Source organism: Mannheimia sp. E30BD, assembly GCF_041807785.1.
Classification (GTDB): Bacteria; Pseudomonadota; Gammaproteobacteria; order Enterobacterales; family Pasteurellaceae; genus Mannheimia.
This window is the reverse complement of record NZ_JBGTYX010000009.1, coordinates 47519-73077: the sequence shown is the minus strand read 5'-3', so window position 1 is coordinate 73077 and position 25559 is coordinate 47519. Positions and strand designations below refer to the sequence as shown.

The window sequence follows — 25559 nt, the reverse complement described above, 5'->3', positions numbered from 1 at the left end:
ATGTGACAGCTTGTTTTTAGATTAAAGAACGAAAAAATAGAGAAGACAGAAAATCAACAAGATTTTCCCGACGACCATAGTGCTGTGGTTCTACCTGACTCCATACCGAACTCAGAAGTAAAATGCAGTAACGTCGATGGTAGTGTGGTGATTCGCCATGTGAGAGTAGAGCATCGTCGGGTTATTAATTTAGGAACCCCCTTAAGTAGAGATACTTAAGGGGTTTTTGCTATTTAATGGTGTTGTGGATGTTTAAATTTTAAGTTTCAAATTTAATGTTGTAGAAAAGTGAAGGAAAATGACCGCTTGCAGAGAGGAATAGGAAAGCTAAATTCTAGGGCTACAAGCGGTTGTTTTTAGGAAAAATTTACGAATCAGCTAGTTATTTAGCTCCATTCCAGAGTATAAGGCTTAATACCAATATCTTTACTATTAAGGCAGATTTGCAAGCTTTTAAGTTATTAGTGATGGTTTCTGTAATTAGATTGGCTTGCTGAATTTTTCTTCAGTAATATTAGAATCTTTTTCGTTAAATAAAATCGCATATTAATAATCTTTCTGCGTGCATACCTTCTCGACAGTAATGTAACACGCCCATATCATTGAACGCAGTCGCTACAGAACTAATTTGTGTAGTGGCTATGCCTAATGCTCCATCTTCTCCGCCTAATTCTCTAAAGAGTTGATGTTGTGGAAAGCCACCACAAGCTAAGAAAATGAACGACGGAACACTACATTTCCTCCACAGGTCATTCGCATATGCTGCCAAGCTAAATCAGAATTGGGGTGAGAGCTGTAGCGTTCATCTAAGTTAATTGCCTTTAATGCAAGGCGAACTAACGCTGTTTCAGGTTTGAATTCAAAAATCTTTTCAGCTACTTGTAATGCTCCGTTTTCGTAGGCATCATCTGCATCTAAAAAGGCGATTAGAGCTGCTTCGCTTTGTAATGCTTCCCAGTTACGAGCTTTTGCTACACCACCATTTTGAGGCATTCTCTCCACCCTAATTTTATCGGGTACTTGAGCTTGTAAGTGTTTGGCTAAAGCAAGCGTATTATCCGTTGAAGCATCATCAATAAGCCATAGTAAATTTAACTCAGGTTGATTTAGTACACTTTGGACGGCACGAACAAGCGTTTTTTCAGAGTTGTAGCAAGGAATAATGACATCAATCATATAAATTCTGCTCCTTGTTGGGTTACGCTTAAAATAGAAGCGTAATCTTCTTTCCAGTCGCCCAATACAATGCGTGTAAATCCATTATGCTGATGAACTGCTTGGCGATGGGTATGTCCGTGTATAAGTTGAGTTGTGTTGAATTTGGATACAATTTGAGTGGTAAATTCGGCATTTACGTCCATAATTTCAGCGGATTTATCACGCTTTTCTTGTTTGCTTTTAGAGCGGATTTTCTCCGCAATGCGAATTCGCCAAGAAAGTGGAAACATCAAAAAGATAGCTTGTCGCCATTTTTGGTGGACTTTTTTACGGAATTGTTGATATTTCACATCATCAGTACAAAGTGTATCGCCGTGACAGAGTAAGGTTGGCGTACCGAATAAATCAATAACGTAGTAATCAGGTAAAATAATCATACCTGTCTGTTCGCTAAAGCGTTTTCCAATTAAAAAATCACGATTTCCGCAAATAAAATAGCATTTTGTACCGCTTGCAGTGAGAGTTTTAATCGCATTTTTAGCGGTCGAAATAAGTTCAGATTCTTCATCATCACCAATCCAGAAATCAAACAGATCGCCTAAGATATAAACCGCTTCTGCAAGCGGTGCTTTTTCTTGCATAAATTGCAAAAAGAGGTGGGTGATTTCAGGCTGATTTTCGTTTAAGTGCAGATCGGCAATAAAATAGTAAGTCATTTGATATTTATGATAAAAAGAAAACGGTTCAATTTTTTACAAAATCGAACCGTTTGTCAAAGGTTTAATTGGCTTAATCTTTAAAGATACCGCGAATAAATTGTACTGAGAGGAAGAATAAGAACGCGAGTACGGCATAAAGTATATAGCTCATAATCGGTTTACTTACCGTTTCCGCTTCGGCTAATGGCTTGATAGAAACAATATTTCTAAATTCATTTAGCCAGTTAATACGCCAGCCATAGTATTTGATTTGTACACGTTGCTTCTCATTTGCGTAGGCTTGTGCTTTTGCTTGAATATCTGCAGAGCCGAATTTGAAGTAAGGTGGTAAACCCCAGCCTGTGTCTTCGTTGCGGTAAACCATCACTTTTTTCGTTTCGGGGTCTTCGGTAAAGAGGAAGTAAACATCACGCACTTGACCATCAGCCGGGTTTGCTTTGCTGATAACGCCATCTTTATCCATTCGGCGAACTTCCATTCCTGTTACCAGCGTTTCTTCATAGCTTGGCATCGCATAATTCACTGCACCGCCTAACACAATAAAAAAGGCAAGTGAGACTAAAATTAGAAAATATTTGAGCATAGTTCTCATATTCTGTTCCTTATAATTGAATTTTAAATAAGTTTTGCACATTTTCCGTTGTAATGCGAGCGAATTTTTCTGTTGAGACCCCTTTTAATGTCGCAACGTATTCACAGGTTTCTCGCACATAAGCGGGCTGATTCGGTTTTCCTCGATAAGGAATAGGAGCGAGGTAAGGTGAATCTGTCTCTACCAATAAACGATCTAATGGCACTTTTTTGACTACATCTCGCAATTCTTCCGCATTGCGGAACGTGATAATACCTGAAATTGAAATATAAAAGCCAATATCTAGGGCACGCTTTGCCATTGTCCAATCTTCGGTGAAGCAGTGCAAAACACCCCCGCATTTTTCAGCATTGTTTTGTTCTAGCATATCCATTGTATCTTCACGGGCAGAACGAGTATGGATAATAAGCGGTTTATTCAGCTTATTCGCAATATCAATTTGCTGAACAAAGAGCGATTGCTGTAATGCTTTGGTTTCGGGTGTATAGTGATAATCCAAGCCGGTTTCGCCAATCGCTACCACTTTTGGATCTTGAGCAAACTCAAAAAGTTTATCGTAATCAAAGGGTTCATCTTCCACGTTTAATGGGTGAACGCCGCAAGAAAGTGAGACATCATTGCGATGAGCAGTTAAGTTTTTCATTGCTTCAAAACGCCCAACGGTTGTGCAAACAGAAAGAAAATGATGAACACCACGAGCTTTCGCATTTTCAATCACTTCATCAATATTTTTATGTCGGGTTTCGTAGTCTAGAGAATCTAGATGACAATGTGAGTCTATGATAAATAAGTCTTTCATTTTTCTAAATATAGCGTTTATGATTCATTTGGTTATGTAAGATGCGAACAATAAATATATGATCTGCTTTTATTCGATAATAAATTGTATGAGATTGATGTGTGTGCATTCGCAAGCCACCACGAATATGTTCCGCAGAAGTTCCCATTGTTGGAAAATCAGCTAATAAATTCAAAATATGCTTTAGATCTGCAAAATAAGATTCTGTTTGTTGAACACCAAATTGAGAGATACTGTAACGAAAAAGTTTCTCTTGATCTCGGAGTGCTTGAGCAGAAAGTTTATACATTAAGTTCCGCCTTTACTCTCAACATCATTTCATCAATCGTTTCGGTTGCATAACCACTAGCATCACCATCATCAATGGCTTGTCGCAACTGAGCTAAGTATTGCTCTTTTTCCTCAAGCATTCGTAAAGCGGTTCTCACTACTTCACTGGTAGAGCCATAACGCCCACTTGCCACCATTTCATTCACAAAATCATTTAAAGGTTCGCCTAAAGTCACGCTGGTTGTTCTTGCCATAATATTCTCCTTGTGTGAATTATTCATACAATAACAAAGATAAATAATTTTGCAAGTTATAAACTATATTACAGGGCTAGAAGCCTCTTTTTACGGCTAATTAAAAGCTACCTTCTATGAGGGAGGGCTTTTACTCAAACACCAAAACCAACTTCGTCAGGCAATCTAGCAACATCAATTCCGGGTTGACAGCGTTGATTTCGGTTAAATCCCGCTGGGTTTGGTGGAGGATTTGTTGCCCTTGCAGTAAACCGTGAGCGGTGAGCTGTTGGCTGAAAGGGATAATGCCGTTTTGCAGATCTGGGTTGATCCAACCTTGTGTGATGTTCATTTTGGCTTTGAGGGCATCGTTGAAGAAACTTTCGAGCCATTCGAGTTGTTGTAAAATATCTTCTTTTTCTTTATCAAAGGCTTGGAAAAGCAGCACCACATCTCGGCTTTTGTAGAAACGCCAGAAGGTTTGCAGGAACGTTTTACGCTGTTGCAAGCGGTCATTTTCCAGAAAAGTTTTGCAAATAAGCGGGCGAGAGCGACAAATGCGGAGAGCGGTTTCCAGTTCGCTGGTTGAGGTCGTTGGAAATTCTGTTTGTAGCCACTGCATTACTTCTGCAGCTTGCGGAACATAAAGCACCCACGTTTGGCTGCGGCTTTGAATAGTGGCTAATACGCTAGATTGTAAGGGAGCTTCCAGTAAGAAATAGACATTCTCTCGTGGCTCTTCCAATGTTTTGAGCAGAGCATTACTACTGGCTTCAGTTAGGCGATCTACTCCTCTAATATAAACAACAGTATTTCCGCCTTGCTGAGCGAAATTTTGTAGGCTCACGATCAGCTCTCGTACCTGATCAACACCAATATCTTTCCCTTCAATAGGCTCTAAAATATGGAAATCAGGGTGGTTTTTACTTTGGGTAAGTTGGCAACTTTTACATTGAGAGCAAGGATCATTGCTTGGTTTTTCGGTGCAAAGTAACCACTCAGCCACTTTTTCGATTAAAGTGTCTGTGCCAAGCCCAACATCAGTTTTAAATAGTAGGGCGTGGTGTCCGTGCCCTTGTAAAAAAGAGTTGGTAACTTGTTGGTATGTATTTTGAAGCCAAGGATACATTATTTCAGCCAATTTCTGATTGCTTGTTGAATATCTGCGGTAACCTTTTCAATAGGTTGCTCCGCATTGATGATGACTGCTTTATCATTATTTTGCGTGAGCTCTAAATAACGCTCACGGGTGCGGTAGAAAAAATCTAAACTTTGTTGCTCAATTCTGTCTAACTCGCCTCTGCCTCTGGCTCGTTCTAAGCCGATAACAGGATCAATATCGAGATAAATCGTTAAATCAGGTTCAAATGTACCAAGCACCGATTCTTTTAAGGTTTCAAGCAATTTGCGATCTAGTTTGCGTCCACCACCTTGATAGGCTTGGGAAGACATATCGTGGCGGTCTCCTAGCACCCATTTACCTTCAGCAAGAGCAGGTTTGATCACATTTTCTACCAGCTGAACACGGGCTGCATAGAGCATTAATAATTCCGCTTTATCGGTTACAGGCTCTTCGGTTTCGTGCTTAATTAAATGGCGAAGTTTTTCCGCAAGGGGAGTGCCGCCCGGCTCACGAGTCATCACAACATCTTTAATGCCTGCTTGCTCTAACTCTTTTAAAATTACTTGATGGGCGGTGGTTTTGCCTGCACCTTCTAAGCCTTCAATCACAATAAATTTTCCACGCATATTGTTCTCACTATTTTTGTTCATTTTTGCGTTTGCGTTCAATTTGAATCCACTCTTGCACAGCTTTATTATGCTCACTCAACGTTCGGCTGAATTTGTGCCCGCCTGTGCCATCTGCCACAAAGTATAAATATGACGTGTTATCCGGGTTTGCCACTGCTTTGATTGAAGCCTCGCTCGGCATTGCAATAGGTGTTGGAGGCAAGCCATCGATTTGGTAAGTGTTGTATGGCGTATATTCCTCTAAATCTTTACGGCGAATATTGCCATCATAGCGGTCGCCCATACCATAAATTACGGTTGGATCGGTCTGCAGACGCATTTTAATGCGTAGGCGGTTAATAAACACAGAAGCTACCTGGGGGCGTTCGCTTGCAATGCCAGTTTCTTTCTCCACAATAGAGGCAAGAATTAACATCTCATACGGATTTGCAAGCGGTAGATTTTCTGCTCTATTTTGCCACGCCTGTTCTAACGTTGTTTTTTGCTTTTGGTAAGCTCGTTTGAGTAGTGCTAAATCGGTGGAATTTGGCGTGTAGCTGTAAGTATCGGGAGCAATCCAGCCTTCCATTTTTTCGTGTGGAATATCAAGCAATTCTGCGATCTCTTTTTCTGATTTATCTTTTAGTGTTTGTTGTAGATATTTCGCTTGAGTAAGTTGTTCACGCCACGCTTTGAAGGTTCTACCTTCAATAAGCTGAACGTTAAGTTGCACTTCTTTACCCGAACTTAAATGGGCAAGTAAATCTTTTACCGTAGTTAAACCATTTAATGAATAAGCACCTGCTTTGAATTTGCTTAATTCTGGGTATAGACGCATCAAATAGGGGAGGAGATCGGCATCATCGTGGGTAACAATGCCTTGCTCTTCTAATAGAGTAGCAAGTTTTTGGCTAGAAACGCCTCGTTCCAGTACGAAAAGTTGGTCTGGTTGTGTCGTGATTTGGTGCTCTGCCAACGAGTTTAATTTTTGGTAGCCGTAAAATAAGCCACCACAGGCGATAACTCCAGCTAAACCTAATGCAATAAGGATTTTTTTTAACATTGAAATTGAATAATAGTTAAGGAAAAACGAGTTAAATTCTACTATAAAGCGGTCGTTTTTTCAGAAAAATTTGCAAATGTGATTTGAATAAATGGTGGGTCATGAAGGATTCGAACCTTCGACCAACGGATTAAAAGTCCGCTGCTCTACCGACTGAGCTAATGACCCAAGAGGGATTTTGAAATTTAAATGGTGGGTCATGAAGGATTCGAACCTTCGACCAACGGATTAAAAGTCCGCTGCTCTACCGACTGAGCTAATGACCCAAAGAGGTGTTTTGAAGATTAAATGGTGGGTCATGAAGGATTCGAACCTTCGACCAACGGATTAAAAGTCCGCTGCTCTACCGACTGAGCTAATGACCCATAATCTTGCGTAACGAGGGCATATCATACGGATTTTTGAAAGTTTAGCAAGTTTTTTTTATTTAAATAGTGTTAAGTGTATGGTTTATAAGCAATTTTACGGAAAATTAAACAGTTTGATACAAAATACAAACGGGCTTTTATCTTTTTCTGAAAATAAGCTATAATCACGCCGTTTATTTAACCATCAATTTTAGAAGGAAACCAAAATGGGCTTAGAATTAGTTCCGGCTGGTAAAGAGTTACCAGATGATATTTATGTTGTTATTGAAATCCCTGCAAATTCAGATCCAATCAAATATGAAGTGGACAAAGAAACAGGCGCATTATTTGTAGATCGCTTTATGGCAACAGCAATGTTCTATCCAGCAAACTATGGCTATGTGAATAACACCTTATCGTCTGATGGCGACCCAGTAGATGTATTAGTACCAACACCATACCCACTACAACCGGGTTCTGTAATCCGTTGCCGTCCGGTTGGCGTGTTAAAAATGACTGACGAAGCGGGTGGTGATGCCAAAGTGGTTGCTGTGCCACACACTAAATTAAGCAAAGAGTACGACCACATTAAAGATGTGGGTGATTTACCGGCATTATTAAAAGCACAAATCCAACACTTCTTTGAAAGCTATAAAGCATTAGAAGCAGGCAAGTGGGTGAAAGTTGAAGGTTGGGGCGATGTAAACGAAGCCCGCCAAGAAATCTTAGAATCTTTCGAGCGTGCTAAAAAATAATTTTTGATCTGAATGCCAAGCAGATTTGTTTGGCATTTTTTGTGGGAAATCGATATGAATTTTATTAAAAAATTAGGTCTTTCAGTTTTTGTAGCCACTGCGGTGGTTTCTTGTGCGACAACAGAAAGTATTAACCAAGAAGCGGCACAAAGTTATGCACAGGTTAAATCGCAAGCCCGCCAGCAAAATGCCATCGATACAACATCTTCTACGGCAAAACGTGTACATGCGGTATTTCATAAAATGAAGCCTTATGCGGAGCAGTCAAATGAAACGGGCGTACCTTTCCATTGGGAAATCACGGTTTTAAAATCTGATGAACTCAATGCGTGGGCAATGCCGGGCGGTAAAATGGCATTCTACACAGGTTTAGTGGAAAGATTGAATTTATCTAATGATGAAATTGCGGTAGTAATGGGACACGAGATGGCCCACGCCTTAAAAGAACATAGTAAATCTGACCGTACAGTAACAATGATTAGCGGTATTGTAGGAGCGATTGCAGATATTGCAGTAACTGCTTCAACAGGTGTGAGTACAGAAGGTTTATTAAGCTCAGGCGTAGATCTAATTGCAACCAAACCGTTCTCTCGTAGTCAAGAAACAGAAGCCGATGAAGTGGGTTTGATGTTAATGGCAAAATCAGGCTATAACCCATCAGCCGCACCAAATGTGTGGATTAAAATGAGCAAAGCAAACGGAGATTCTGGTTTATCGATTTTTTCAACACACCCATCAAATGCGGAGCGCCAAGCGAATTTAGCTCTCCTTGTGCCAGAAGCAATGAAGATTTATAACGCTCGTAAATAATTACAAGCGGTTAATTTTGGCAGATTTTTTGTAAATCTCTAGTTGTACTAGAAAAAACAACTGCATTATAAACGTAGGGGCTAATTGCAATTAGCCCCTATAGTTTTACAAATAGTACAGCATTAATAACGTACAAAGCCTACAAGTTCATACACTTTATCTAACGTTGCCTTAGCACGAGCGCGTGCTTTTTCTGTACCATCACGATAAATTTGTTCAAGCAATGCTTCATTTTGGCGGTAGTGGTGGTAGCGTTCTTGTAGATTGGTTAAAAGCTCAGAAACTTTATCTGCCACTTCAGTTTTTAAATGACCGTACATCTTACCTTCAAATTCCGCTTCTAACTCCGCAATGGTTTTTCCTGTAATCGCTGAGAGAATATCCAATAGGTTAGATACACCCGCTTTATTTTGTACATCATAACGCACCACAGGTGGCTCATCGCCATCGGTCATCGCACGTTTGATTTTTTTCGCAACGGCTTTCGGATCTTCTAATAAACCAATTACGTTATTGCGGTTATCGTCTGACTTTGACATTTTTTTGGTTGGCTCAAGTAATGACATCACTCTCGCCCCAGACTTCGCAATAAAGACTTCAGGCACAGCGAATACAGGTTCAATCACATTGCCTTCCGCATCTTTCTTGCCGTATAACGCATTGAAGCGGTTAGCAATATCACGGGTGATTTCTAAATGTTGCTTCTGATCATCGCCTACTGGCACTTGGTTTGTTTGATAAAGTAAAATATCTGCTGCCATTAACACAGGGTAAGTAAATAAACCGACGTTTACATTTTCTTCGTAGCGAGCTGATTTATCTTTGAATTGCGTCATACGCCCCATTTCGCCAAAGTAAGTGTAACAGTTTAACACCCACGCTAATTGAGCGTGTTCAGGGACGTGAGATTGAATAAAAATGGTGCTTTTGCTCGGATCAATTCCACAAGCTAAATACAAAGCTAACACGTCTAAGGTGGATTTACGCAAGGCTTCAGGATCTTGACGCACTGTAATAGCGTGCTGATCGACAATGCAATAGACACAATCGTAATCATCTTGCATTTTTACCCAGTTGCGTAACGCTCCTAAGTAGTTACCAATAGTTAATTCCCCAGACGGCTGCACGCCACTAAATACGATAGGTTTGGTCATTTTATAATCTCGTTTTGTATTGAAAAATATGTGGTTATCTTAACGGTTATTGAAATGGGATAAAAGTGCAAGCGGTTATTTTTTCTAACCGTTTTGTAAAACAGATTAAGAAAACAACCGCTATTGAGAACTTATTCAAAAATAACTGAAACCCGAGCCATTACTTCATCTAGCAGATTTTCAGGCAATGTTTCAATAAATTTTCCGTTACGCTGGCTAATATCTACGGTTCTAGGTTGGTCGCAACGTACAATACCCGTTGTTTTTAGGTTAGCTTCTTTTAATGAAACGGCAGACCCTAGTCGTTCAGCGAAAGCTCCACCGTTTGTAATAGGCACAACAACAGGTAATTTACTGGCTAAATTAAATGCGGTTGCCGATACAATCACGACAGGGCGGAAACCTACTTGTTCGTGTCCTAATGTTGGATCAAGGTCAAGCCAATAAATATCGCCACGTTTCATAGAATTTCATTCCCGGCCGTAGGGGCTGATAACCACTCTTGGCTTTCTTCAGTTCTTGCAGCCTCAAAATCGGACTGATTTAATAACTCGTCTAAACTATACTTCACTTTGGAGCGAACAGGATTTACCACTATTTTGTCCTCATTGAGGGATAAATCCACTTTACTGCCCACAGAAAGTTGCAAGGCTTGTAAGAATGCTGGGGGAATAACCATTGCCACTGATCCGCCAACTTGGCGTAATGAGATTGTTGGCATTCTTTTTCTCCTTTAAAATTTTGATGAGGAAAATTTTAAAATAAAGATAAAAGAAAACAAATATTTTCTTTTATCCTTCAACAATCTTTAACACATCTTTAAACTCAGAGGTAACAAAAGTTGGCTCTGATTGCTCAATCGGGATATTGTAGTTATAGCCATAAGTTAGCCCCACTACATCACAGCCTGCGGCTTTCGCTGCAATAACATCATTTTCAGAGTCGCCAACAAAAAGCAGTTCTTGTGGGGTAATGCCAAATTTTTCACAGATAAAGCACATTGGGTCTGGGTGGGGTTTAATTTTAGGCAGGGATTGCCCACCTAAGGTTTCATCGAATAAGTGGTAGATGCCAAAAGCCGAAAGTACAGGCTCAACTAATTTAGTTGGCTTATTGGTGATCACAACGAGCGGATAGCCTTTGGCTTTTAATGTTTCTAAGGTTTCTTTTACATTGGGGAAGAGCGTACTTTCTTCGCAAACATAGGTAGCGTAGTATTTATCAAAGCTCATACGCATTTTGACTAATTCATCGGCTTGGAAAATTTTACCCGTGTGAGCAATGGCATTTTGGAAGAACATATCTCCGCCTTTGCCAATCCAAGTTAGTACTTTTTCTTGCGTAACCGTTGGAAAGCCGGCTTCTAAAAACATCGCATTTGCGACTAGGGTTAAATCGGGGAGGGTATTAATTAGCGTTCCGTCTAAGTCGAAACCAATTACTTTGTATTTTTTGGTCATAGTATGTCCTTAAAAACACAAGCGGTCGTTTTATGCAAATTTTTTGCCATTTTCGACCGCTTGTCATTATTTTACTTTGTTTACTCTATACGCCCACGCCATAATCAAAGCTCCACCGATAATCATCGGTAAAGAGAGCAGTTGCCCACGAGTGATTAAATCAGCCGTAGTGTTTACATTGTGGTCTATTTCTCGGAAATATTCCACAATAAAGCGGAATGTGCCATAGCCAATTAAAAATAAGCCGGCTACAGAGCCTGTTGGGCGAGGTTTTTTGATGAACCAGTTGAGGATCAGCAATAACACCACACCTTCTAAGAAGGCTTCGTAGAGTTGTGATGGGTGTCGGGGTAGATAGCCACCGCTTGGGAATAATACCGCCCAAGGCACATTAGTCTCACGCCCCCAAAGTTCATCGTTAATAAAGTTACCGATACGCCCCATTCCTAGCCCGAATGGTACGAGCGGTGCGATAAAGTCAGCGGTTTGCCAGAAACTACGGTTTTGACGGTAGGAAACCCAAATCATCGCCACAATCACGCCAATTAAGCCGCCGTGAAATGACATTCCTCCTTCCCAAATGCGGAAAAGATAGAGTGGATCTTGCAAGAAACGGTCGAAGTTATAGAAAAAAACATCGCCAATGCGTCCGCCTAATACCACGCCCCAGAAGCCAGTGTAGATTAGGCTATCGACTTGTTCGGTTGTCCAAACACCGTTAGAATTTTTTGCTCGTCTCATTCCGAGCCAGTAAGCAAAAACGAAACCTGCTAAGTACATTAAGCCATACCAACGTAGGGCAATCGGGCCAATTTCAAAAACGATAGGGCTTATTTGTGGAAATTGAATAAATTGTTCGTTCATAGTTTCCTTATTTTAAAAACATATTAATAGCGATACCCACAAGCAACATTGCAAAGGCTTTTTTTAGCATCGGAACAGGTAACGCATTGGCAGCACTTGCTCCCATTTTTGAGGTAAAAAAAGACGTGGCAGTAATACCAAGTAGTGCAGGTAGATAAACATAGCCTAATGAATAGTCAGGCATTCCTTCTAAGCCCCAGCCGCTCAAAATAAAGCTGATTGTGCCAGATAAACCTAAAAATGCTCCACAAAATGACGATGTACCGATGGCTCTTTTGATGTCTAAGCCACGATCACTTAAAAACGGCACAATAAATGCTCCACCTGCAATGCCAGCCATACTAGATAAAGCTCCAATCACGCTCCCTCCTACAAGTGTAGTTTGTAAGGTAAGCGGTTTATTTTTCGGGGCTCTTTTCAAGGTGAAAAGCATTTTACCAGCCAGATATAATACCATTACCGCAAAGATTTTCGACATAATTTGCGGATCGAATTTGCTTACCACTAAGGCCGATAAAAATACTGAGATCATTAATGCAGGAATAAAGGATTTACTGGTTTGTACATCAACATTGCCTAATTTATGGTGGCGTTGAGCGGACGAAAATGCAGTAATAATGATGGTAGAGAACGATGTGCCCAATGCGGTGGACATTATATATTCAGGCGGCACACCTGCCATTGGCAGTAAAAAGACCAAACTTGGGACAATAATCAAACCGCCCCCAATGCCGAATAATCCAGCTAAAAAGCCAACAAATACCCCTAAAAAAAGGCAGCTTAACAAAATAGTCATTATTATTTTCCTTTTTGGTTATGTTGATACCAACTTCGATACGGTTTGCGATTTTCCCGTTTATATGATTTGGCGGAGTCCTGAAAGGATTTTTTAGGCGTATGAGTAAATTTTTCATCACGCTCGGTACGAGATTTTTCAAGCAGTCTATTATTACTCGCTACGCTCGTTCCTTCGGAGCCGTTGGCAAAGCCAACGTTCAAACACAAGTGTTTGAACGTATTTTTTTGCATATTATTCTGCAGAACCTGTGCAAATTCTTTCATTGCTTTGCGATAAACATCTCGCTTAAATGAAACCACTTGTCGGACAGGATACCAAAAGCTTACCCAACGCCAGCCGTCAAATTCCGGATTTTTCGTGGTTTTTAGGTTAATTAAACTCTCATCGCTAATCAGTTGCAGTAAAAACCAACGCTGTTTCTGCCCGATACACACAGGGCCTGAACCCTCATTGCGTACCAAGCGTTTTGGCAGTTTATATTTTAGCCAATATTTAGACGCCCAAAGCAATTGTACATCTTTCTTGCTTAAGCCGACTTCTTCATAAAGCTCACGGTACATTGCTGTTTCAATGTTTTCCCCCTCATTAATCCCGCCTTGCGGAAATTGCCAAGAGTTTTGACCAAACCGTTTTGCCCACAGAACTTGCCCGTGCTTATTACAGATGACGATTCCAACATTTGGGCGGTAGCCATCGAAATCGATCACTAGACCACCTAATTTTATGAAATTTTAGAATAATGGAATTGTTTCATACTTTGGGGTGATTTGCAAAAAATCCATAAAATATGACCGCTTGTGAATAACTTTGTGGATAACTTTTGGAATTATATAGTATAAGTTGTGGGTAACCGTACTGAAGCTTGTAAAATAATGATGTAAATCAGATCCAAAAATGCGATCTTTTTCTTGAGCAATGATCTGGATAAAGATCAAGTTGTTGATTTTTTTCTCACCAAAATAAGCCTAAATTTTGCGATGGCTAAACCAAGAATTTTACCTCTATCGAAAAGCGAAGAGTTATCCCCACCATTTGTGGATAAAGATGTGATAATTTTTCAAAATAGGCGTGAATAACTTAAAGTAACGAATAACGATATGATAAATAATCAATAAAATCAAATGATTACGTTGTTATTAGGGGAGTGTGAATATAAGCGTATTTTATTGGTTGTTTTTTATGCGCTCATAAAAATTATTGAATTAAAGTAGAAATCGTTTTAAAAGCAGGGTGCTTGGCATCTTTTAATAACATAAATAAAATTGATTCAATATTACTAATAATTGCCCCTGCTTGCTGCATTTGCATTAAGCCGTTCTGTTTATTTTCAAGAGTACGGGAAGTAACACATTCAATCGGCAAATAGACATTCAGATTTTTTTTGCAAAGATCTAACACCGTTTGCAATACACAAATATGAGTTTCAGCCCCAATAACAATAATATTTTTAGCCTGATGTTGTTGAATGAAAGCCTCGATTTCAGGCAAAAATGCAGAAAATTGTGTTTTTTCCACTAAAGTTGCGTTTGCGGTGAATGATTTCACAAGGCTTACAGTTTTCCCTAGCCCTTTAGGGTACTGCTCGCTGAGCATACACGGAATGCTCAGCTTGCTCAATCCGCTTAATAACTTCACACAATCATTCACAAAACGGTGATTTTCGTGCATAGCAGGCACGAGCTTGGTCTGAATATCAATAATCAAGCAGAGTGTATTTTTACTGTTCATTGTAACCCCTCATAAAAGCAGAAATCGGATTTTAGCACAGTAAACAAGCAAAAATAAGGCTACGAAACGGGCTTTTAATAGAGAAGAAAATAATTACAGCTTGACAAGTAAAGTTACAATATTATCCACTAGTTTGGCACATTTATTTATGCAAACGAAATAGGTATTTCGAGATGCCAAATTCTTAGATGGTAGGTAGCCTTTCAATGATCCAAATTTTAGTAGGTTGTAGATTTACTATCGCTACTGCTAAGTTATTTTTACTTAAAACAGCCGCCTTACTGATATCAAGATGTGAAAGCAGCTAGTCCATCAACGTAATAAGCTTTTTGTTGGCTTAGAGAATAAGCAGCTCCACTACAGATTTAATAAATTCTCGATTTATCTCTTTATTTAATAATATACGTTGGCGGAATATTGCAGAAAGACTTTCAACTACAAGAGGAATATTCAATGAGGCAGAGAATTCGCCTTGTTCAACCCCTTTTTGAAGCATTTCTCGGTAGATAGCTTGGCGTGGCAAACTGAAATTTTCTTCAAAGAAACTCAAGGTTTTGGGGTGGTGTTGAATATCAGCTAATACTTCGCGAAATAGGGCAAAGTTTTGTACGATAATCACAAGGGATTGTTCAATATAATCAATGAGTTGTGTTCTAATACTCTCTGAAACTTGTGGTACTTGGGGCGGGTTAAATAAGTTGAAAGCTTCAATAATTAACTCGCTTTTATTGTTCCAACGGCTATACAAGGCTTTACGAGAAACGCCTGTAGTTTCTGCAATTTTAACAAGTGAGATGTCGCTATAAAGCTGTTCAGTTAATAATTGATAGGTAGCATTTAATATTTTCTCGGTTAATTCTTCATCACGAGGGCGACCAACGGGCAGAGCTGTCATATGCATTTCCTAATTTGAATGTGTTGTTTTGGGCATTATAGCAAATTCTTACCTCTTACTTAATTAGGGTACATATGTTGCTTAATTTATTAAATTTCATTAAAATAACACCTCGTTTTTGATCTTATATCTACTTTATGTCTTTAAATTCCAACGGTTATACTTTTAAAAAGCACGAATTACCAATGGTTTCTGGCTCGCCAGCCACCCCAGAACACCCATCAAAACGCAAATTAAACTATTTTTTGATCTCACTATTTTTGACCTTTACGGCAGGTTTGCAAAATGGCTTATTGATGGCAACACTGCCACAACTGCGTGGCGATATGGGATTGACTATCGAGCAAGGCGGCTGGCTTCAAGTCGCTTATTTTATGGGCTACGGTACTTTTGGTGCTTTATTGTTTAAGGTTCGACAACATTTTGGCTTGCATAAATTTATCCGCTGGACACTATGGGTTGTGCTTGTTAGCAATTTGTTGCAAGTATTTTCCCACGATTTCTCTGTCGTTTTATTTGCACGCTTAATGTTGGGCATTGGTACAAGTGGCTTTTTTACCCTCGCCGTATTTTATGGAATGCAGGCGGTGGAAGGAGCAACTCGGATCATTATTATCGCCGTGTTACTGGGCTTAATGCAGATTGTGCCGACCTTATCTCAACTGATGTATCCGCTGATATTTATTGATGGTGATATGCAGGCGATTTTTATTTTCCAGCTTTCTATTACGTTGATAGGCATTGGGTTCATTCGCTGGCTACCGTTACCGCCAAGTTTTAAGCAGCAATCACTCACTTGGTTAGATTATTTAAGTTTTGCGATGTTTGCGATTGGTATTTCGTTCTTTTATGCCTTTTTAACACAAGGCAATTTAGTGTGGTGGACAACGTCGTGGCTCGGTTGGTTAGTGGCTGGGAGCTTTGGTCTAATTGCCTTGATGTTTTGGATTGAAACCCACCGCCAATCGCCAATGATTTACTGGCATTGGGTATCGGGCAAACAAGTGGCAATGTTTATGTTTGTCGCAATGCTGACCCGATTATTCAGCACTGAACAAACGGTTGGGGCAAATACGGTTCTTAGTTTATTTGGATTAAGTGCAAGTGAACTTACTGTTTATAACCTTATTATGTGGGGAGCCGGTTTAGCAGGCTTAGCGTTAAGCATTGTTACATTGAAATTAACTGAAATCAGACGCAGTATGATGATTGCTTTGTTTGGCTTAGCCATCGGGGCTTATTTAAACATTGGCGTGAGCCAGCAAACACGGGCAGAGCAGTTTTATCTAAGCCAGGCGATTATCGCCTTCTCGAGCTTTTATTTTGCAGGCCCTGTATTTATTGAGGGATTTTTAAGGGCAATTGCGGCAGGCATACAGCATATTATCAGCTTTCTTGCGATTTATTCCTCAACGCAGGTAATGGGAGCATTGCTAGGTTCTGCGATGTTTAGTAGCTATATTACTATTCAAAGCAAAGTTCATCTGCAAAATATCTCGCAACATATTACCGCAACTGATCCTGCAATTATGCCGCAAGCGGTCGGAAATGTCATAAAAAATGCAAATATAGAAGCGACATTGCTCGCCTATAACGACTTATTTGAACTGATTTTTCTTGCTTGCGGTGCATTTGCATTAATTGCTTTTGTGGTATGGATTTACCGCAAAATTAAAGGCATTGATATTTTGGCAAAAGAGATGAAGGCATTACAAGCAATGATGTAAGCATTTCCCAAATTTTACACTCACGAATAACAATTAAAGGTAATTCAATGACAACAACAGAACAACAAGAAACGACAGAACCACAAGATCAAACCGAACAATGGAAGCCGAAAAAAGCCTCCCCATTCAAAAGCATTCTTGTGCTTATTCTCATTTTAGCGGGTGTATTGGGTATTTTATATGCTTGGAAATTGCCTCCGTTCCAAACTTCAACGGTAGAAACGAATAACGCTTATATACGAGGAAAAACAATGTTACTAAGTAGCAAAGTAGGCGGTTATGTCAAAGAGGTTTTGGTGAGCGATTACCAAAGGGTGGAAGCAGGACAAGTGATTGCTCGCATTGACGCAGTAACCCATCTCGCTCAACTGGAGCAAGCGAAAGCTAACTTAGCCACTCAAGAAGCGAATTTAAGTAAGATTAAACAATCTCGTGAAGCCACTCGTGCTTCTGTTAATGTTATGCAAGCAGCAATTGAGAGTGCAGAAGCAGCAGTGTATAACGCCCAATTAGAGTTTAAACGCCAAGCACAGTTGATTAAAACGAACTCTACATCTAAGCAGCAATATGATACTGCCTCAGCTAATTTGAAAAAAGCACAAGCGGCATTAAGCCAAGCAAAAGCCCAAAAACAAGTTGCCGAACAAGATGTAATTAATGTAGGAGCCAATGAGAAAGCTGCACTCGCCGCAGTTGAAAATGCCAAAGCAGGCGTGATTTTAGCAGAAGATAACTTAGCTCATACTGAAATTAGAGCTCCCGTTGCAGGCAAACTAGGCGAAATTGTTGTGAAGCAAGGGCAGTTGCTTTCTGCTGGTGGTAATTTGGTTTATCTTGTTCCACCCCAAATGTGGGTGATTGCGAATTTAAAAGAAACGGAAATGGAAAATATCCGTTTAGGGCAAACTGCAACAATTAAGGTTGATGCGTTAAATAAAGCTGAATTACAAGGAAAAGTTATTGAAGTTTCTCCTGCAACAGGCTCAGAATTTAGCCTCAATAAAACCGATAATAGCACAGGTAATTTCGTTAAAATTCCACAGCGTGTACCAGTAAAAATTGAAATAGACCAAAGCCAAGAAAATGTAAAACGTTTACTGGCTGGAATGTCGGTTGTGGTTGCGATTGAAACAGCCGAGTAACGATAAAAAAGCGGTTGCAAAATTTTCACAAAATTGCACCGCTTGTATCTTGATTATTCTTCAATTCGCCTTAATTCAGGGGCTTTCCACCAATCATCATTAACAAAGCCCGCTTGATATTTCTCACCCATTTTAGGTACATCAATAGCAAGGTTATGAGAATTTGCCTCAGTAATGGCGGTATCAATCGATTGATACCAAGAATTTCTGCCTAAACTAAATACGCCCCAGTGAATTGGGATCATCTTTTTCGCATTCAAATCTAATGCGGCTTGCACCGATTGCTTGGTAAACATATGGGTTTTCGGCCAGCCTGCATTGGCAGCATCAATCTCAATAAAGGCTAAATCAAACTCACCATATTTTTTGCCGATATCAGCAAAATGTTGAGCATAGCCTGTATCTCCACTCCAATAAAGACGTTGTGAACCTTCTAATACAAAAGAAGCCCAAAGGGTTTTGTTACGATCGTTGGTCCAACGAGAGCTATAATGCTGCGTTGGTTCGGCGGTTAATTTCACTGTGCCTGCCATTGTGAAATCGCTCCAGCCTAGTTCAGTAATTTTTTCTACCGGCACACCCCAAGATTGCAATCTTGCACCTACGCCAAGAGGAGCGATAAAACGCTTGGCTTTATCCGCTAAATATCGCATTGTGCTTGCTTCTAAGTGATCGTAATGATCGTGGGTAATCAGTACCACATCAATGTCTGGCAAATTCTTACGTTCAATCGGTGCTTCTTGGAAACGAGATGCAATCAATGGAAAATTAAGCGGATTAGCGTTATCAAACACGGGGTCAATCAAAAAGCGTTGCTCATCTAATTCCAAAATAGCTGAAGCGTGTCCAAGCCAATAATAAGCAAAATGTTCAGGCTTGCCGAAAGTCTGTTTATTCAAATCCACCATTGGTAAACGCCCGTTTGGCGTATAGCCATCGTAACGGATAAAACCCCCTTTGCCAGTAGCTTGCTCTGGGTAATAGGGCAGATCTTCAGTATAAAGATTGATAAATTGCCCGTTTTTGTAATAAGGCAGATCTTTAAATCGGTTCTCATCAGGCAAATCGCCTAAGTTGCGGTAAAGCATAATGCCAAGTATGGCGGTAATTAGTACTAAGCCAGCGAATAGCCATAGTATAAATTTAATCGTTTTTCTTAAAATTGTCATATTATTCCAAAAGAAAACCGATTGAGCCTAACACTCAATCGGTTGTTAGTATTTGCTCAATTTAAGCTTTCAAACTCGCCATATCGATCACAAAACGATATTTCACATCAGATTTTTGCATACGCTCGTAAGCTGTGTTGATATCTTGCATATCAATCATTTCTACGTCTGGCACAATGTTATGCTCAGCACAAAAATCCAACATTTCCTGAGTCTCTTTAATACCCCCAATGACAGAAGCCGCAATTGAGCGTCTTCCCATAATCATTGGTACGGTGTTAATAGTTTGTTCCAGTTCGCCCACTAAACCAACTAAAACCAATGTGCCGTTTAACGCCAGCGTTGGAATATAAGGTTTTAAATCGTGAGTATATGGGACGGTGTCGATGATTACATCAAAGGTGTTAGCCACTTCTTGCATTTGAGCTTCATCGGTTGAAAGTACAACACGGTTTGCTCCTAAGCGAAATGCATCATCAGATTTGCCTGCCGAGCGAGTAAATAAAGTAACTTCCGCTCCCATCGCAGTAGCTAATTTTACTGCCATATGTCCAAGGCCACCTAAGCCAATCACACCGACTTTTGAGCCTTTTTGCACGTTCCAGTGTCGGAGTGGCGAGTAGGTGGTAATGCCTGCACAAAGAAGTGGGGCTACTGCTTTGGTATCTAGTTTTTCAGATACTTTTAACACAAAATCTTCGCTAACGACTACACCTGTACTGTAGCCGCCTTGAGTGAGTGTGCCGTCAAAACGGTCATTTGAACCATAAGTACCGATATGTCCGTGTTCGCAGTATTGTTCTAAACCGTGCGAACAAGGCGAGCAAGTACGGCAAGAGTCTACCATACAACCCACGCCGACTAAATCGCCAATTTGGAATTTGTTCGCTTTACTGCCCACTTTGGTTACTCGACCAATAATTTCGTGACCGGGAACGATAGGATAAGTGTGGGTAAAGCCCCAATCGTTACGAGCGGTGTGTAAATCTGAATGGCATACGCCACAGTAGAGAATATCAATTAACACATCATCTTCACGCAGCTCACGGCGTTCAAAAGAATGCGGCTTAAGGTCGGTTGTTGCACTAAATGCAGCGTAGGATTTTACAGGGTAAGTCATCGCTTTTCTCCATTAAACATTAAAGTGAATATAAATTTTTTGCGTGAAATTCAATATGGTTACCAATAAAACTGGCAATAAAATAGTAGCTATGATCGTAACCTTCACGCAAATTAAATTGATAAGATACGCCTAATTTATCAGCCATCTGGCAGAAAAGTTCGGGTTTTAACTGCTCACTTAAAAACTGATCTTTATCGCCCTGTTCAATCAAAATAGGTAGGCTTGGGCGGTGCTTTTCAAGTAATGCTACGCTGTCGTAATCTTGCCAAGCGGTCTGATTTTCGCCTAAATATGCAAGAAAGGCTTTTTGTCCCCAAGCCACTTGAATCGGTGCGACAATGGGTGAAAATGCCGATACGCTTTGATAAATATCAGGATTTTTAAAGGCAATCGTCAATGCTCCGTGTCCGCCCATTGAATGCCCAAAAATCGACTGCTTGCCATTGGTCGGGAAATGTTCGTCAATCAAGGCGGGCAACTCTTTGACAATATAATCATACATCTGATAATGGCTTGACCAATCGCCTTGTGTTGCATTGAGATAAAATCCTGCTCCTTGCCCTAAATCATAGGCTTCATCGTTAGCAACATTCTCGCCTCGAGGGCTGGTATCCGGTGCAACAACAATCACATTATGTTCACTCGCATAACGCTGGAAGCCCGATTTAGTGATGAAATTCTGCTCGGTACAAGTTAAGCCGGACAGCCAATACAGCACAGGTAATTTCTGTGTATCAGCAGATTTTGGTAAGTAAATCGCAAATTTCATTTCACACTTTAATGTGCTTGATGAATGTTGCCAAACCTGCTGTTGTCCTTCAAAGATTCGATAGTTTTCAATTTGTTGCATAATGTCCTTACAAGCGGTCAAAATCCGCACTTTTCTTGCAAATATAAAAGGCGGAATTTTTCCGCCTTATAACTAATAATGAATGACTGAACGAATAGATTTGCCTTCGTGCATTAAATCAAAGGCTTCGTTGATTTTATCTAAGCCCATTGTGTGGGTAACAAACGGACGTAAACGAATAATGCCTTTCATTGCATCTTCAACCATTTGTGGTAACTGGGTACGGCCTTTCACGCCGCCAAATGCGGTGCCTTTCCACGTTCTGCCTGTTACCAGTTGGAATGGACGAGTTGAAATTTCTTGCCCAGCTCCTGCCACACCGATAATAACAGATTGCCCCCAGCCACGATGTGCCGATTCTAATGCGGCACGCATCACATTGACATTACCAATACATTCAAAGGTATGATCTACACCCCATTTTGTCATCTCGATGATAACTTGTTGGATCGGCTTGTCGAAATCGTTTGGATTTAGGCAATCCGTTGCCCCAAATTCTTTGGCAAGGGCAAATTTTTCAGGGTTAGTATCAATGGCAAAAATCCGCCCGGCATTCGCCTGTTTTGCTCCTTGAATGACCGCTAAACCAATACCGCCCAAGCCAAATACCGCTACTGAATCGCCTGCCTGCACCTTAGCTGTATTATGCACCGCACCGATACCTGTGGTAACACCACAACCTAACAAGCAAACTTCTTCGTGATTTGCTTCAGGGGTGATTTTGGCTAATGATACTTCTGCCACTACGGTGTATTCACTAAAAGTGGAACAACCCATATAGTGATAAACTGGTTTACCTTCATAAGAAAAACGAGTTGTACCATCAGGCATTAAACCTTTACCCTGCGTTTCACGCACAGCTACACATAGGTTTGTTTTACCTGATTTACAGAAATCGCACTCACGGCACTCTGCGGTATAAAGCGGAATAACGTGATCGCCAACCGCAACGCTTGTTACGCCCTCGCCGACTTCCACCACCACGCCTGCACCTTCGTGCCCAAGCACTACAGGGAATAAGCCCTCAGGATCTGCCCCTGATAGCGTAAAGGCATCGGTATGGCATACGCCTGTGTGAGTGATTTTAACCAACACTTCGCCTTTTTTCGGGCGTTCTACATCAATTTCTACGATTTTAAGCGGCTCATTCGGGGCAAATGCCACCGCCGCGTGGGATTTGATTATATTCATAACTTACTATTTAGAGGATTAATGAAAAATAAAATTATAAAAAAATTCAGTTATTATGCCTAATTGATAATTTTGATATTCAGATATAAGGAAATATGATATTTGGGCTTAGAAAGCAGAATACTGATGATAAAGTATTCAAGCGGTTGTTTTTTGCAACTTTTTTGCAAAAACAACCGCTTTTAGAGCTAGCCCTGATACTCATCTATAATCTCTTTAAATAACCGATAGGAGTTGAGCATTTTTTCTTCTTCCCAAATATAACCAGTACACATTATTTCGTCCACGCCTGCAAATTCTTGGCAGAAGTGGGCATATTGCTTAGTTGCACTCTCTTTACTGCCGATAAATATTCCGGCGGTTTGCATTTCTATTGAACGCTTTTCAGCAGCTGAATGGTAGTCGATCTGTACAAGTGGTGGCTGAACAGGGATATTAATCCCACGCTGTTCATTCAAGAAAAGCTGAATAAGCGTACTATTGTTATAGTGAGCCTCTTCATCTGTGTCTGCAATAGCAAGATTCCAGCAAAAAATCACATAAGGCTTAGAGCAATATTGTGACGGCTTAAAATTTTGCCGATAAATCGTCATTGCCTCTTTTTGTTGCATTGGCATAAAGTGTGAAGCGAATACATAAGGCAAGCCTTGTTCAGCAGCAAAATAAGCACTTGATACGCTCGAACCCAGCACATAAAGCGGCACATTCGTCCCCGCACCCGGTAATGCGTTCACCCCGTGCGGTTGTTCTTCACCAAAGTAGCTTTGTAATTCGGCGACATCTTGATCGTGATTGGTTGCTTGACGGCGTAAGGCTCTGGCGGTAAATGGGTCGGTGCCTTTGGCTCGCCCAATACCGATTTCTACACGATTTGAGTAGAGAGTTGCCAATGTGCCGTATTGTTCTGCCACCAATAATGGTGCGTGATTCGGCAACATCACCCCGCCAGCACCGACTTTTATGCGGTCGGTGTGGTGCAAAATCTGTGAAACTAAAATTTGCGTGGCAGAACTGGCATAGGCCTTGATATTGTGGTGCTCTGCAATCCAATAGCGTTCAAAGCCTAATTCCTCGCAGAATTTCGCCTCTCTTAACATAGTTTCAATCGCCTGTTTATGTGTTTGCCCTTGTCTGACAGGCACAAGGCTTAAAGCTGATAATTTCATTTTCTTTTCCATATTTACACCAACCGAATCAACGCCACACCGCTAAGTAGCAATGCCACGCCTAAGAGTTGCACGGGTAATATCGTCTTTTTAATTACGCCAAATAAGCCCAGCCTATCCACCAGTAAACTACCACAAATCAAGCCTGATAATACTAACATCACCACTTGCCCTGTGCCGATAAGTGGCACAAGGTACACGCCTGATAAAATAAACAACGCACCCAGCACGCCACCGCCCCAGATCCAAAACGGCTGCCCTTTGGTCGGCCTAGCTAGGCTTGCCAAGCTTTTTTCATAGCATAAGGAGATAACAAGCAGCACGCTTGCTCCCACCAAGAACGACACTACCGCCCCGCTTAGCGATGAGCCGAGTTGTCGCCCTAGCTCACCATTGACTGCCGCTTGCGTGGCAAGTGCCATACCGCCTAACACGCCCACTCCCCGCCAAAACCACAGCTTTTCGCCTGCTTGGGCAAGCTGTTTTCTTTGAGGGAGGACAATCGCCACAAACACGCCTGCCAGCACCAGCACAATGCCCAAAATTCGGCTGGTTGAAAAGGCGATCTGCACCGACTTTAACAAGCCAAAGGTATCAATGATAATCCCCATCAGCACTTGCCCTAAGATGGGCATCACGGCTGTTTGTACACCGCCTAATTTAGGGAAAATCAGCACATTGACGGTTAAGCCTATCGTACCAAGCATACCGCCACACCACGCCCACCAAGGCACAGCCGACAAGGTCGCCTTATCAAACCAAAGCGGATTGTCCAGTGCCAACGACAAGCCAAGCAAGAAAACAAGCCCCACCACAAATGAGACAAACGAAGTTAAAAAGGCAAAGCCTAGATGGGAACGCAAGCGGGCATTGACCGCTGACTGACAGGCGATGCACACGCCTGCCAAAAGTCCAATAATAAATGTCATAGTGAAAAATTACGGCAAACTTTGATAAACGCTCTCAACCAATTTCGTGTGGTTAATGAAGTTCCAGTTATGGCTTGCCTCCCACTCTTTGGCTGGGTGGCTTGCCTGAATATCTGCAAGCGATTTGCCTGCTTTTTTCAATGTTGCGACACGATCTTTAATCGTGCTGAGCATTTGAATGTGTGCTTGTAACTCGGCTTTACTTGCAACATTGCCGTGCCCTGCGATGATTTTGGTGTTCTCATCAGCCAATTCAACAATGCCATTTAAGCCGCCGATCATACCGTCAATTGTGCCGCCATTTTTCACATCAATAAAGGGAAAACGCCCAAAGAACAGAATATCGCCAGCGTGAATCACATTCGCTTTTGACAAATGCACAATCACATCGCCATTGGTGTGAGCATTAGCAAAATAGTGCAAGTTTATTGGCTCATCTTGTTGAAAAGTAAAGGATTTTTCAAAGGTGAGATGTGGTAGTGTATTTGGCTTTGCGGCGGTTTGGTTATACGCTTTAACAAGTTCTGTCGTATTGTGATGGGCGATAATCGTGGCGTTAAAGGCGTTTACAAAGGCTTCATTGCCGTTAGTATGATCATTGTGTCCGTGTGTGTTGATCACATAGCGGACGGATTTTGGGCTGATTTTGCCAATGGCGGATTTGATGTCATCAAAATCTTTGGCAAATTGGGTATCCACCACCGTCAAAGCGTCTGCATTTTCAATCACGGCAATGTTACCGCCTTGCCCCTCAAGTAAGTGAACGTTTGGTGTGAGTTGGGTGGCTTTGATGGTATTGCTATGCACGCCATCGGCAAAGGCAGATGTAGAGAATAACATTGCGGCTAGGGTTAATAACTTGAATTTCATTTGCAATTTTCTCCT

28 protein-coding genes, 3 tRNA genes, 1 rRNA gene and 1 pseudogene are annotated in these 25559 nt (G+C 41.0%); 5 read left to right on the top strand and 28 right to left on the bottom strand.

Features of this window, described 5'->3' with window-relative positions:
• Positions 1-66: 66 nt before the first annotated feature.
• Positions 67-182, top strand: a 5S ribosomal RNA gene (gene rrf / locus ACERCG_RS07320).
• Between the two features lie 204 nt (positions 183-386).
• On the opposite strand, the pseudogene ACERCG_RS07315 reads toward rrf, so the two are convergent.
• The 12 genes and pseudogenes from ACERCG_RS07315 to ACERCG_RS07260 form a co-directional block, all read right to left on the bottom strand.
• A pseudogene (locus ACERCG_RS07315) lies at positions 387-1176 on the bottom strand (glycosyltransferase family 2 protein).
• Complete coding sequence (gene lpxH / locus ACERCG_RS07310) at positions 1173-1874, bottom strand: UDP-2,3-diacylglucosamine diphosphatase (RefSeq protein WP_373611385.1); 702 nt, start codon at positions 1872-1874, stop codon at positions 1173-1175. The pseudogene ACERCG_RS07315 and the gene lpxH overlap by 4 nt, the downstream one beginning before the upstream one ends.
• A 73-nt stretch (positions 1875-1947) precedes the next feature.
• The gene (locus tag ACERCG_RS07305) at positions 1948-2469 is read right to left on the bottom strand and encodes a DUF1523 family protein (protein ID WP_373611384.1); all 522 of its coding nucleotides are present in this window, start codon (positions 2467-2469) and stop codon (positions 1948-1950) included.
• Positions 2470-2479: 10 nt separating this feature from the next.
• The gene (locus ACERCG_RS07300) at positions 2480-3268 is read right to left on the bottom strand and encodes a TatD family hydrolase (RefSeq protein ID WP_373611383.1); all 789 of its coding nucleotides are present in this window, start codon (positions 3266-3268) and stop codon (positions 2480-2482) included.
• A 4-nt stretch (positions 3269-3272) separates the two neighbouring features.
• Positions 3273-3557 (bottom strand): type II toxin-antitoxin system RelE/ParE family toxin, encoded by a 285-nt coding sequence (locus ACERCG_RS07295; RefSeq protein WP_006251108.1) that lies wholly within the window; start codon positions 3555-3557, stop codon positions 3273-3275.
• Positions 3550-3792, bottom strand: a complete 243-nt coding sequence (locus ACERCG_RS07290; RefSeq protein ID WP_006248506.1) for a type II toxin-antitoxin system ParD family antitoxin — start codon at positions 3790-3792, stop codon at positions 3550-3552. The genes ACERCG_RS07295 and ACERCG_RS07290 overlap by 8 nt, the downstream gene beginning before the upstream one ends.
• 130 nt (positions 3793-3922) lie before the next feature.
• Entirely contained in the window at positions 3923-4900 is a 978-nt protein-coding gene (locus ACERCG_RS07285; RefSeq protein ID WP_373611382.1) for a DNA polymerase III subunit delta', read from the bottom strand.
• Entirely contained in the window at positions 4900-5520 is a 621-nt protein-coding gene (tmk, locus tag ACERCG_RS07280) for a dTMP kinase (RefSeq protein ID WP_373611381.1), read from the bottom strand. Before tmk ends, ACERCG_RS07285 begins: the two co-directional genes overlap by 1 nt.
• A 10-nt stretch (positions 5521-5530) precedes the next feature.
• Complete coding sequence (gene mltG, locus ACERCG_RS07275; RefSeq protein ID WP_373611380.1) at positions 5531-6565, bottom strand: endolytic transglycosylase MltG; 1035 nt, start codon at positions 6563-6565, stop codon at positions 5531-5533.
• A 92-nt stretch (positions 6566-6657) separates the two neighbouring features.
• Positions 6658-6733: transfer RNA gene (locus ACERCG_RS07270), tRNA-Lys, on the bottom strand.
• 22 nt (positions 6734-6755) lie between these two features.
• A tRNA-Lys gene (locus ACERCG_RS07265) sits at positions 6756-6831 on the bottom strand.
• Positions 6832-6854: 23 nt separating this feature from the next.
• Positions 6855-6930 (bottom strand) — tRNA-Lys (locus ACERCG_RS07260).
• Between the two features lie 209 nt (positions 6931-7139).
• Between ACERCG_RS07260 and ppa the strand changes: the two genes are divergently transcribed.
• Both ppa and ACERCG_RS07250 read left to right on the top strand, forming a co-directional pair.
• Complete coding sequence (gene ppa / locus ACERCG_RS07255; RefSeq protein WP_006248512.1) at positions 7140-7667, top strand: inorganic diphosphatase; 528 nt, start codon at positions 7140-7142, stop codon at positions 7665-7667.
• A 54-nt stretch (positions 7668-7721) separates the two neighbouring features.
• A complete protein-coding gene (locus ACERCG_RS07250; protein ID WP_373611379.1) occupies positions 7722-8477 on the top strand; it encodes a M48 family metallopeptidase in 756 nt (251 codons plus the stop codon).
• 122 nt (positions 8478-8599) lie between these two features.
• On the opposite strand, the gene trpS is transcribed toward ACERCG_RS07250, so the two are convergent.
• From trpS to ACERCG_RS07205, 9 genes are all read right to left on the bottom strand, one after another.
• Positions 8600-9631, bottom strand: a complete 1032-nt coding sequence (gene trpS, locus ACERCG_RS07245; RefSeq protein ID WP_373611378.1) for a tryptophan--tRNA ligase — start codon at positions 9629-9631, stop codon at positions 8600-8602.
• A gap of 131 nt (positions 9632-9762) precedes the next feature.
• The gene (locus ACERCG_RS07240; protein ID WP_373611377.1) at positions 9763-10095 is read right to left on the bottom strand and encodes a type II toxin-antitoxin system PemK/MazF family toxin; all 333 of its coding nucleotides are present in this window, start codon (positions 10093-10095) and stop codon (positions 9763-9765) included.
• On the bottom strand, positions 10092-10352 hold the full coding sequence (locus ACERCG_RS07235; protein WP_373611376.1) for an AbrB/MazE/SpoVT family DNA-binding domain-containing protein: 261 nt from the start codon (positions 10350-10352) through the stop codon (positions 10092-10094). The genes ACERCG_RS07240 and ACERCG_RS07235 overlap by 4 nt, the downstream gene beginning before the upstream one ends.
• A 70-nt stretch (positions 10353-10422) precedes the next feature.
• Positions 10423-11091: a phosphoglycolate phosphatase gene (locus ACERCG_RS07230; RefSeq protein ID WP_373611375.1), complete on the bottom strand. Its 669-nt coding sequence runs from the start codon at positions 11089-11091 to the stop codon at positions 10423-10425.
• A 66-nt stretch (positions 11092-11157) separates the two neighbouring features.
• Complete coding sequence (lgt, locus tag ACERCG_RS07225; RefSeq protein ID WP_373611374.1) at positions 11158-11955, bottom strand: prolipoprotein diacylglyceryl transferase; 798 nt, start codon at positions 11953-11955, stop codon at positions 11158-11160.
• 7 nt (positions 11956-11962) lie between these two features.
• Positions 11963-12751 (bottom strand): sulfite exporter TauE/SafE family protein, encoded by a 789-nt coding sequence (locus ACERCG_RS07220; RefSeq protein ID WP_373611373.1) that lies wholly within the window; start codon positions 12749-12751, stop codon positions 11963-11965.
• A gap of 2 nt (positions 12752-12753) precedes the next feature.
• Entirely contained in the window at positions 12754-13461 is a 708-nt protein-coding gene (rppH, locus tag ACERCG_RS07215) for an RNA pyrophosphohydrolase (protein WP_373611372.1), read from the bottom strand.
• A 487-nt stretch (positions 13462-13948) separates the two neighbouring features.
• Positions 13949-14482 carry an isochorismatase family protein gene (locus ACERCG_RS07210; protein ID WP_373611371.1) on the bottom strand — a complete coding sequence of 178 codons (534 nt, stop codon included), beginning with the start codon at positions 14480-14482 and terminating at the stop codon, positions 13949-13951.
• Between the two features lie 337 nt (positions 14483-14819).
• On the bottom strand, positions 14820-15377 hold the full coding sequence (locus ACERCG_RS07205; protein ID WP_373611370.1) for a TetR/AcrR family transcriptional regulator: 558 nt from the start codon (positions 15375-15377) through the stop codon (positions 14820-14822).
• A gap of 137 nt (positions 15378-15514) precedes the next feature.
• On the opposite strand from ACERCG_RS07205, the gene ACERCG_RS07200 reads away from it, so the two are divergent.
• Positions 15515-17104, top strand: coding sequence for an MFS transporter (locus ACERCG_RS07200; RefSeq protein WP_373611369.1), 1590 nt, complete (start codon positions 15515-15517; stop codon positions 17102-17104).
• Between the two features lie 47 nt (positions 17105-17151).
• The gene (locus ACERCG_RS07195) at positions 17152-18246 is read left to right on the top strand and encodes an HlyD family secretion protein (RefSeq protein WP_373611368.1); all 1095 of its coding nucleotides are present in this window, start codon (positions 17152-17154) and stop codon (positions 18244-18246) included.
• 53 nt (positions 18247-18299) lie between these two features.
• On the opposite strand, the gene ACERCG_RS07190 is transcribed toward ACERCG_RS07195, so the two are convergent.
• From ACERCG_RS07190 to ACERCG_RS07160, 7 genes are all read right to left on the bottom strand, one after another.
• Positions 18300-19415, bottom strand: a complete 1116-nt coding sequence (locus ACERCG_RS07190) for an MBL fold metallo-hydrolase (RefSeq protein WP_373611367.1) — start codon at positions 19413-19415, stop codon at positions 18300-18302.
• A 61-nt stretch (positions 19416-19476) separates the two neighbouring features.
• Entirely contained in the window at positions 19477-20535 is a 1059-nt protein-coding gene (locus ACERCG_RS07185; RefSeq protein WP_373611366.1) for an NAD(P)-dependent alcohol dehydrogenase, read from the bottom strand.
• A gap of 19 nt (positions 20536-20554) precedes the next feature.
• Entirely contained in the window at positions 20555-21388 is an 834-nt protein-coding gene (gene fghA / locus ACERCG_RS07180; RefSeq protein WP_373611365.1) for an S-formylglutathione hydrolase, read from the bottom strand.
• A 72-nt stretch (positions 21389-21460) separates the two neighbouring features.
• Positions 21461-22570, bottom strand: a complete 1110-nt coding sequence (locus tag ACERCG_RS07175) for an S-(hydroxymethyl)glutathione dehydrogenase/class III alcohol dehydrogenase (RefSeq protein WP_373611388.1) — start codon at positions 22568-22570, stop codon at positions 21461-21463.
• A gap of 197 nt (positions 22571-22767) precedes the next feature.
• Positions 22768-23745: an LLM class flavin-dependent oxidoreductase gene (locus ACERCG_RS07170; protein WP_373611364.1), complete on the bottom strand. Its 978-nt coding sequence runs from the start codon at positions 23743-23745 to the stop codon at positions 22768-22770.
• Positions 23746-23759: 14 nt separating this feature from the next.
• Complete coding sequence (locus ACERCG_RS07165; protein WP_373611363.1) at positions 23760-24674, bottom strand: DMT family transporter; 915 nt, start codon at positions 24672-24674, stop codon at positions 23760-23762.
• Positions 24675-24683: 9 nt separating this feature from the next.
• Complete coding sequence (locus ACERCG_RS07160; protein WP_373611362.1) at positions 24684-25544, bottom strand: MBL fold metallo-hydrolase; 861 nt, start codon at positions 25542-25544, stop codon at positions 24684-24686.
• Positions 25545-25559: the final 15 nt, after the last annotated feature.

Bases quoted from the DNA above. Each gene is read 5' to 3' on its own strand.
- trpS (WP_373611378.1), bottom strand. From the start codon at position 9,631: ATGACCAAACCTATCGTATTTAGTGGCGTGCAGCCGTCTGGGGAATTA.
- ACERCG_RS07250 (WP_373611379.1), top strand. From the start codon at position 7,722: ATGAATTTTATTAAAAAATTAGGTCTTTCAGTTTTTGTAGCCACTGCG.
- ACERCG_RS07240 (WP_373611377.1), bottom strand. From the start codon at position 10,095: ATGAAACGTGGCGATATTTATTGGCTTGACCTTGATCCAACATTAGGA.
- ACERCG_RS07285 (WP_373611382.1), bottom strand. From the start codon at position 4,900: ATGTATCCTTGGCTTCAAAATACATACCAACAAGTTACCAACTCTTTT.
- ACERCG_RS07290 (WP_006248506.1), bottom strand. From the start codon at position 3,792: ATGGCAAGAACAACCAGCGTGACTTTAGGCGAACCTTTAAATGATTTT.
- lpxH (WP_373611385.1), bottom strand. From the start codon at position 1,874: ATGACTTACTATTTTATTGCCGATCTGCACTTAAACGAAAATCAGCCT.
- ACERCG_RS07195 (WP_373611368.1), top strand. From the start codon at position 17,152: ATGACAACAACAGAACAACAAGAAACGACAGAACCACAAGATCAAACC.
- ACERCG_RS07210 (WP_373611371.1), bottom strand. From the start codon at position 14,482: ATGAACAGTAAAAATACACTCTGCTTGATTATTGATATTCAGACCAAG.
- ACERCG_RS07185 (WP_373611366.1), bottom strand. From the start codon at position 20,535: ATGACTTACCCTGTAAAATCCTACGCTGCATTTAGTGCAACAACCGAC.
- ACERCG_RS07205 (WP_373611370.1), bottom strand. From the start codon at position 15,377: ATGACAGCTCTGCCCGTTGGTCGCCCTCGTGATGAAGAATTAACCGAG.
- ACERCG_RS07295 (WP_006251108.1), bottom strand. From the start codon at position 3,557: ATGTATAAACTTTCTGCTCAAGCACTCCGAGATCAAGAGAAACTTTTT.
- lgt (WP_373611374.1), bottom strand. From the start codon at position 11,955: ATGAACGAACAATTTATTCAATTTCCACAAATAAGCCCTATCGTTTTT.
- ACERCG_RS07190 (WP_373611367.1), bottom strand. From the start codon at position 19,415: ATGACAATTTTAAGAAAAACGATTAAATTTATACTATGGCTATTCGCT.
- ACERCG_RS07305 (WP_373611384.1), bottom strand. From the start codon at position 2,469: ATGAGAACTATGCTCAAATATTTTCTAATTTTAGTCTCACTTGCCTTT.
- ppa (WP_006248512.1), top strand. From the start codon at position 7,140: ATGGGCTTAGAATTAGTTCCGGCTGGTAAAGAGTTACCAGATGATATT.
- ACERCG_RS07170 (WP_373611364.1), bottom strand. From the start codon at position 23,745: ATGAAATTATCAGCTTTAAGCCTTGTGCCTGTCAGACAAGGGCAAACA.
- fghA (WP_373611365.1), bottom strand. From the start codon at position 21,388: ATGCAACAAATTGAAAACTATCGAATCTTTGAAGGACAACAGCAGGTT.
- mltG (WP_373611380.1), bottom strand. From the start codon at position 6,565: ATGTTAAAAAAAATCCTTATTGCATTAGGTTTAGCTGGAGTTATCGCC.
- ACERCG_RS07220 (WP_373611373.1), bottom strand. From the start codon at position 12,751: ATGACTATTTTGTTAAGCTGCCTTTTTTTAGGGGTATTTGTTGGCTTT.
- ACERCG_RS07165 (WP_373611363.1), bottom strand. From the start codon at position 24,674: ATGACATTTATTATTGGACTTTTGGCAGGCGTGTGCATCGCCTGTCAG.
- ACERCG_RS07230 (WP_373611375.1), bottom strand. From the start codon at position 11,091: ATGACCAAAAAATACAAAGTAATTGGTTTCGACTTAGACGGAACGCTA.
- ACERCG_RS07300 (WP_373611383.1), bottom strand. From the start codon at position 3,268: ATGAAAGACTTATTTATCATAGACTCACATTGTCATCTAGATTCTCTA.
- ACERCG_RS07160 (WP_373611362.1), bottom strand. From the start codon at position 25,544: ATGAAATTCAAGTTATTAACCCTAGCCGCAATGTTATTCTCTACATCT.
- tmk (WP_373611381.1), bottom strand. From the start codon at position 5,520: ATGCGTGGAAAATTTATTGTGATTGAAGGCTTAGAAGGTGCAGGCAAA.
- ACERCG_RS07200 (WP_373611369.1), top strand. From the start codon at position 15,515: ATGTCTTTAAATTCCAACGGTTATACTTTTAAAAAGCACGAATTACCA.
- ACERCG_RS07235 (WP_373611376.1), bottom strand. From the start codon at position 10,352: ATGCCAACAATCTCATTACGCCAAGTTGGCGGATCAGTGGCAATGGTT.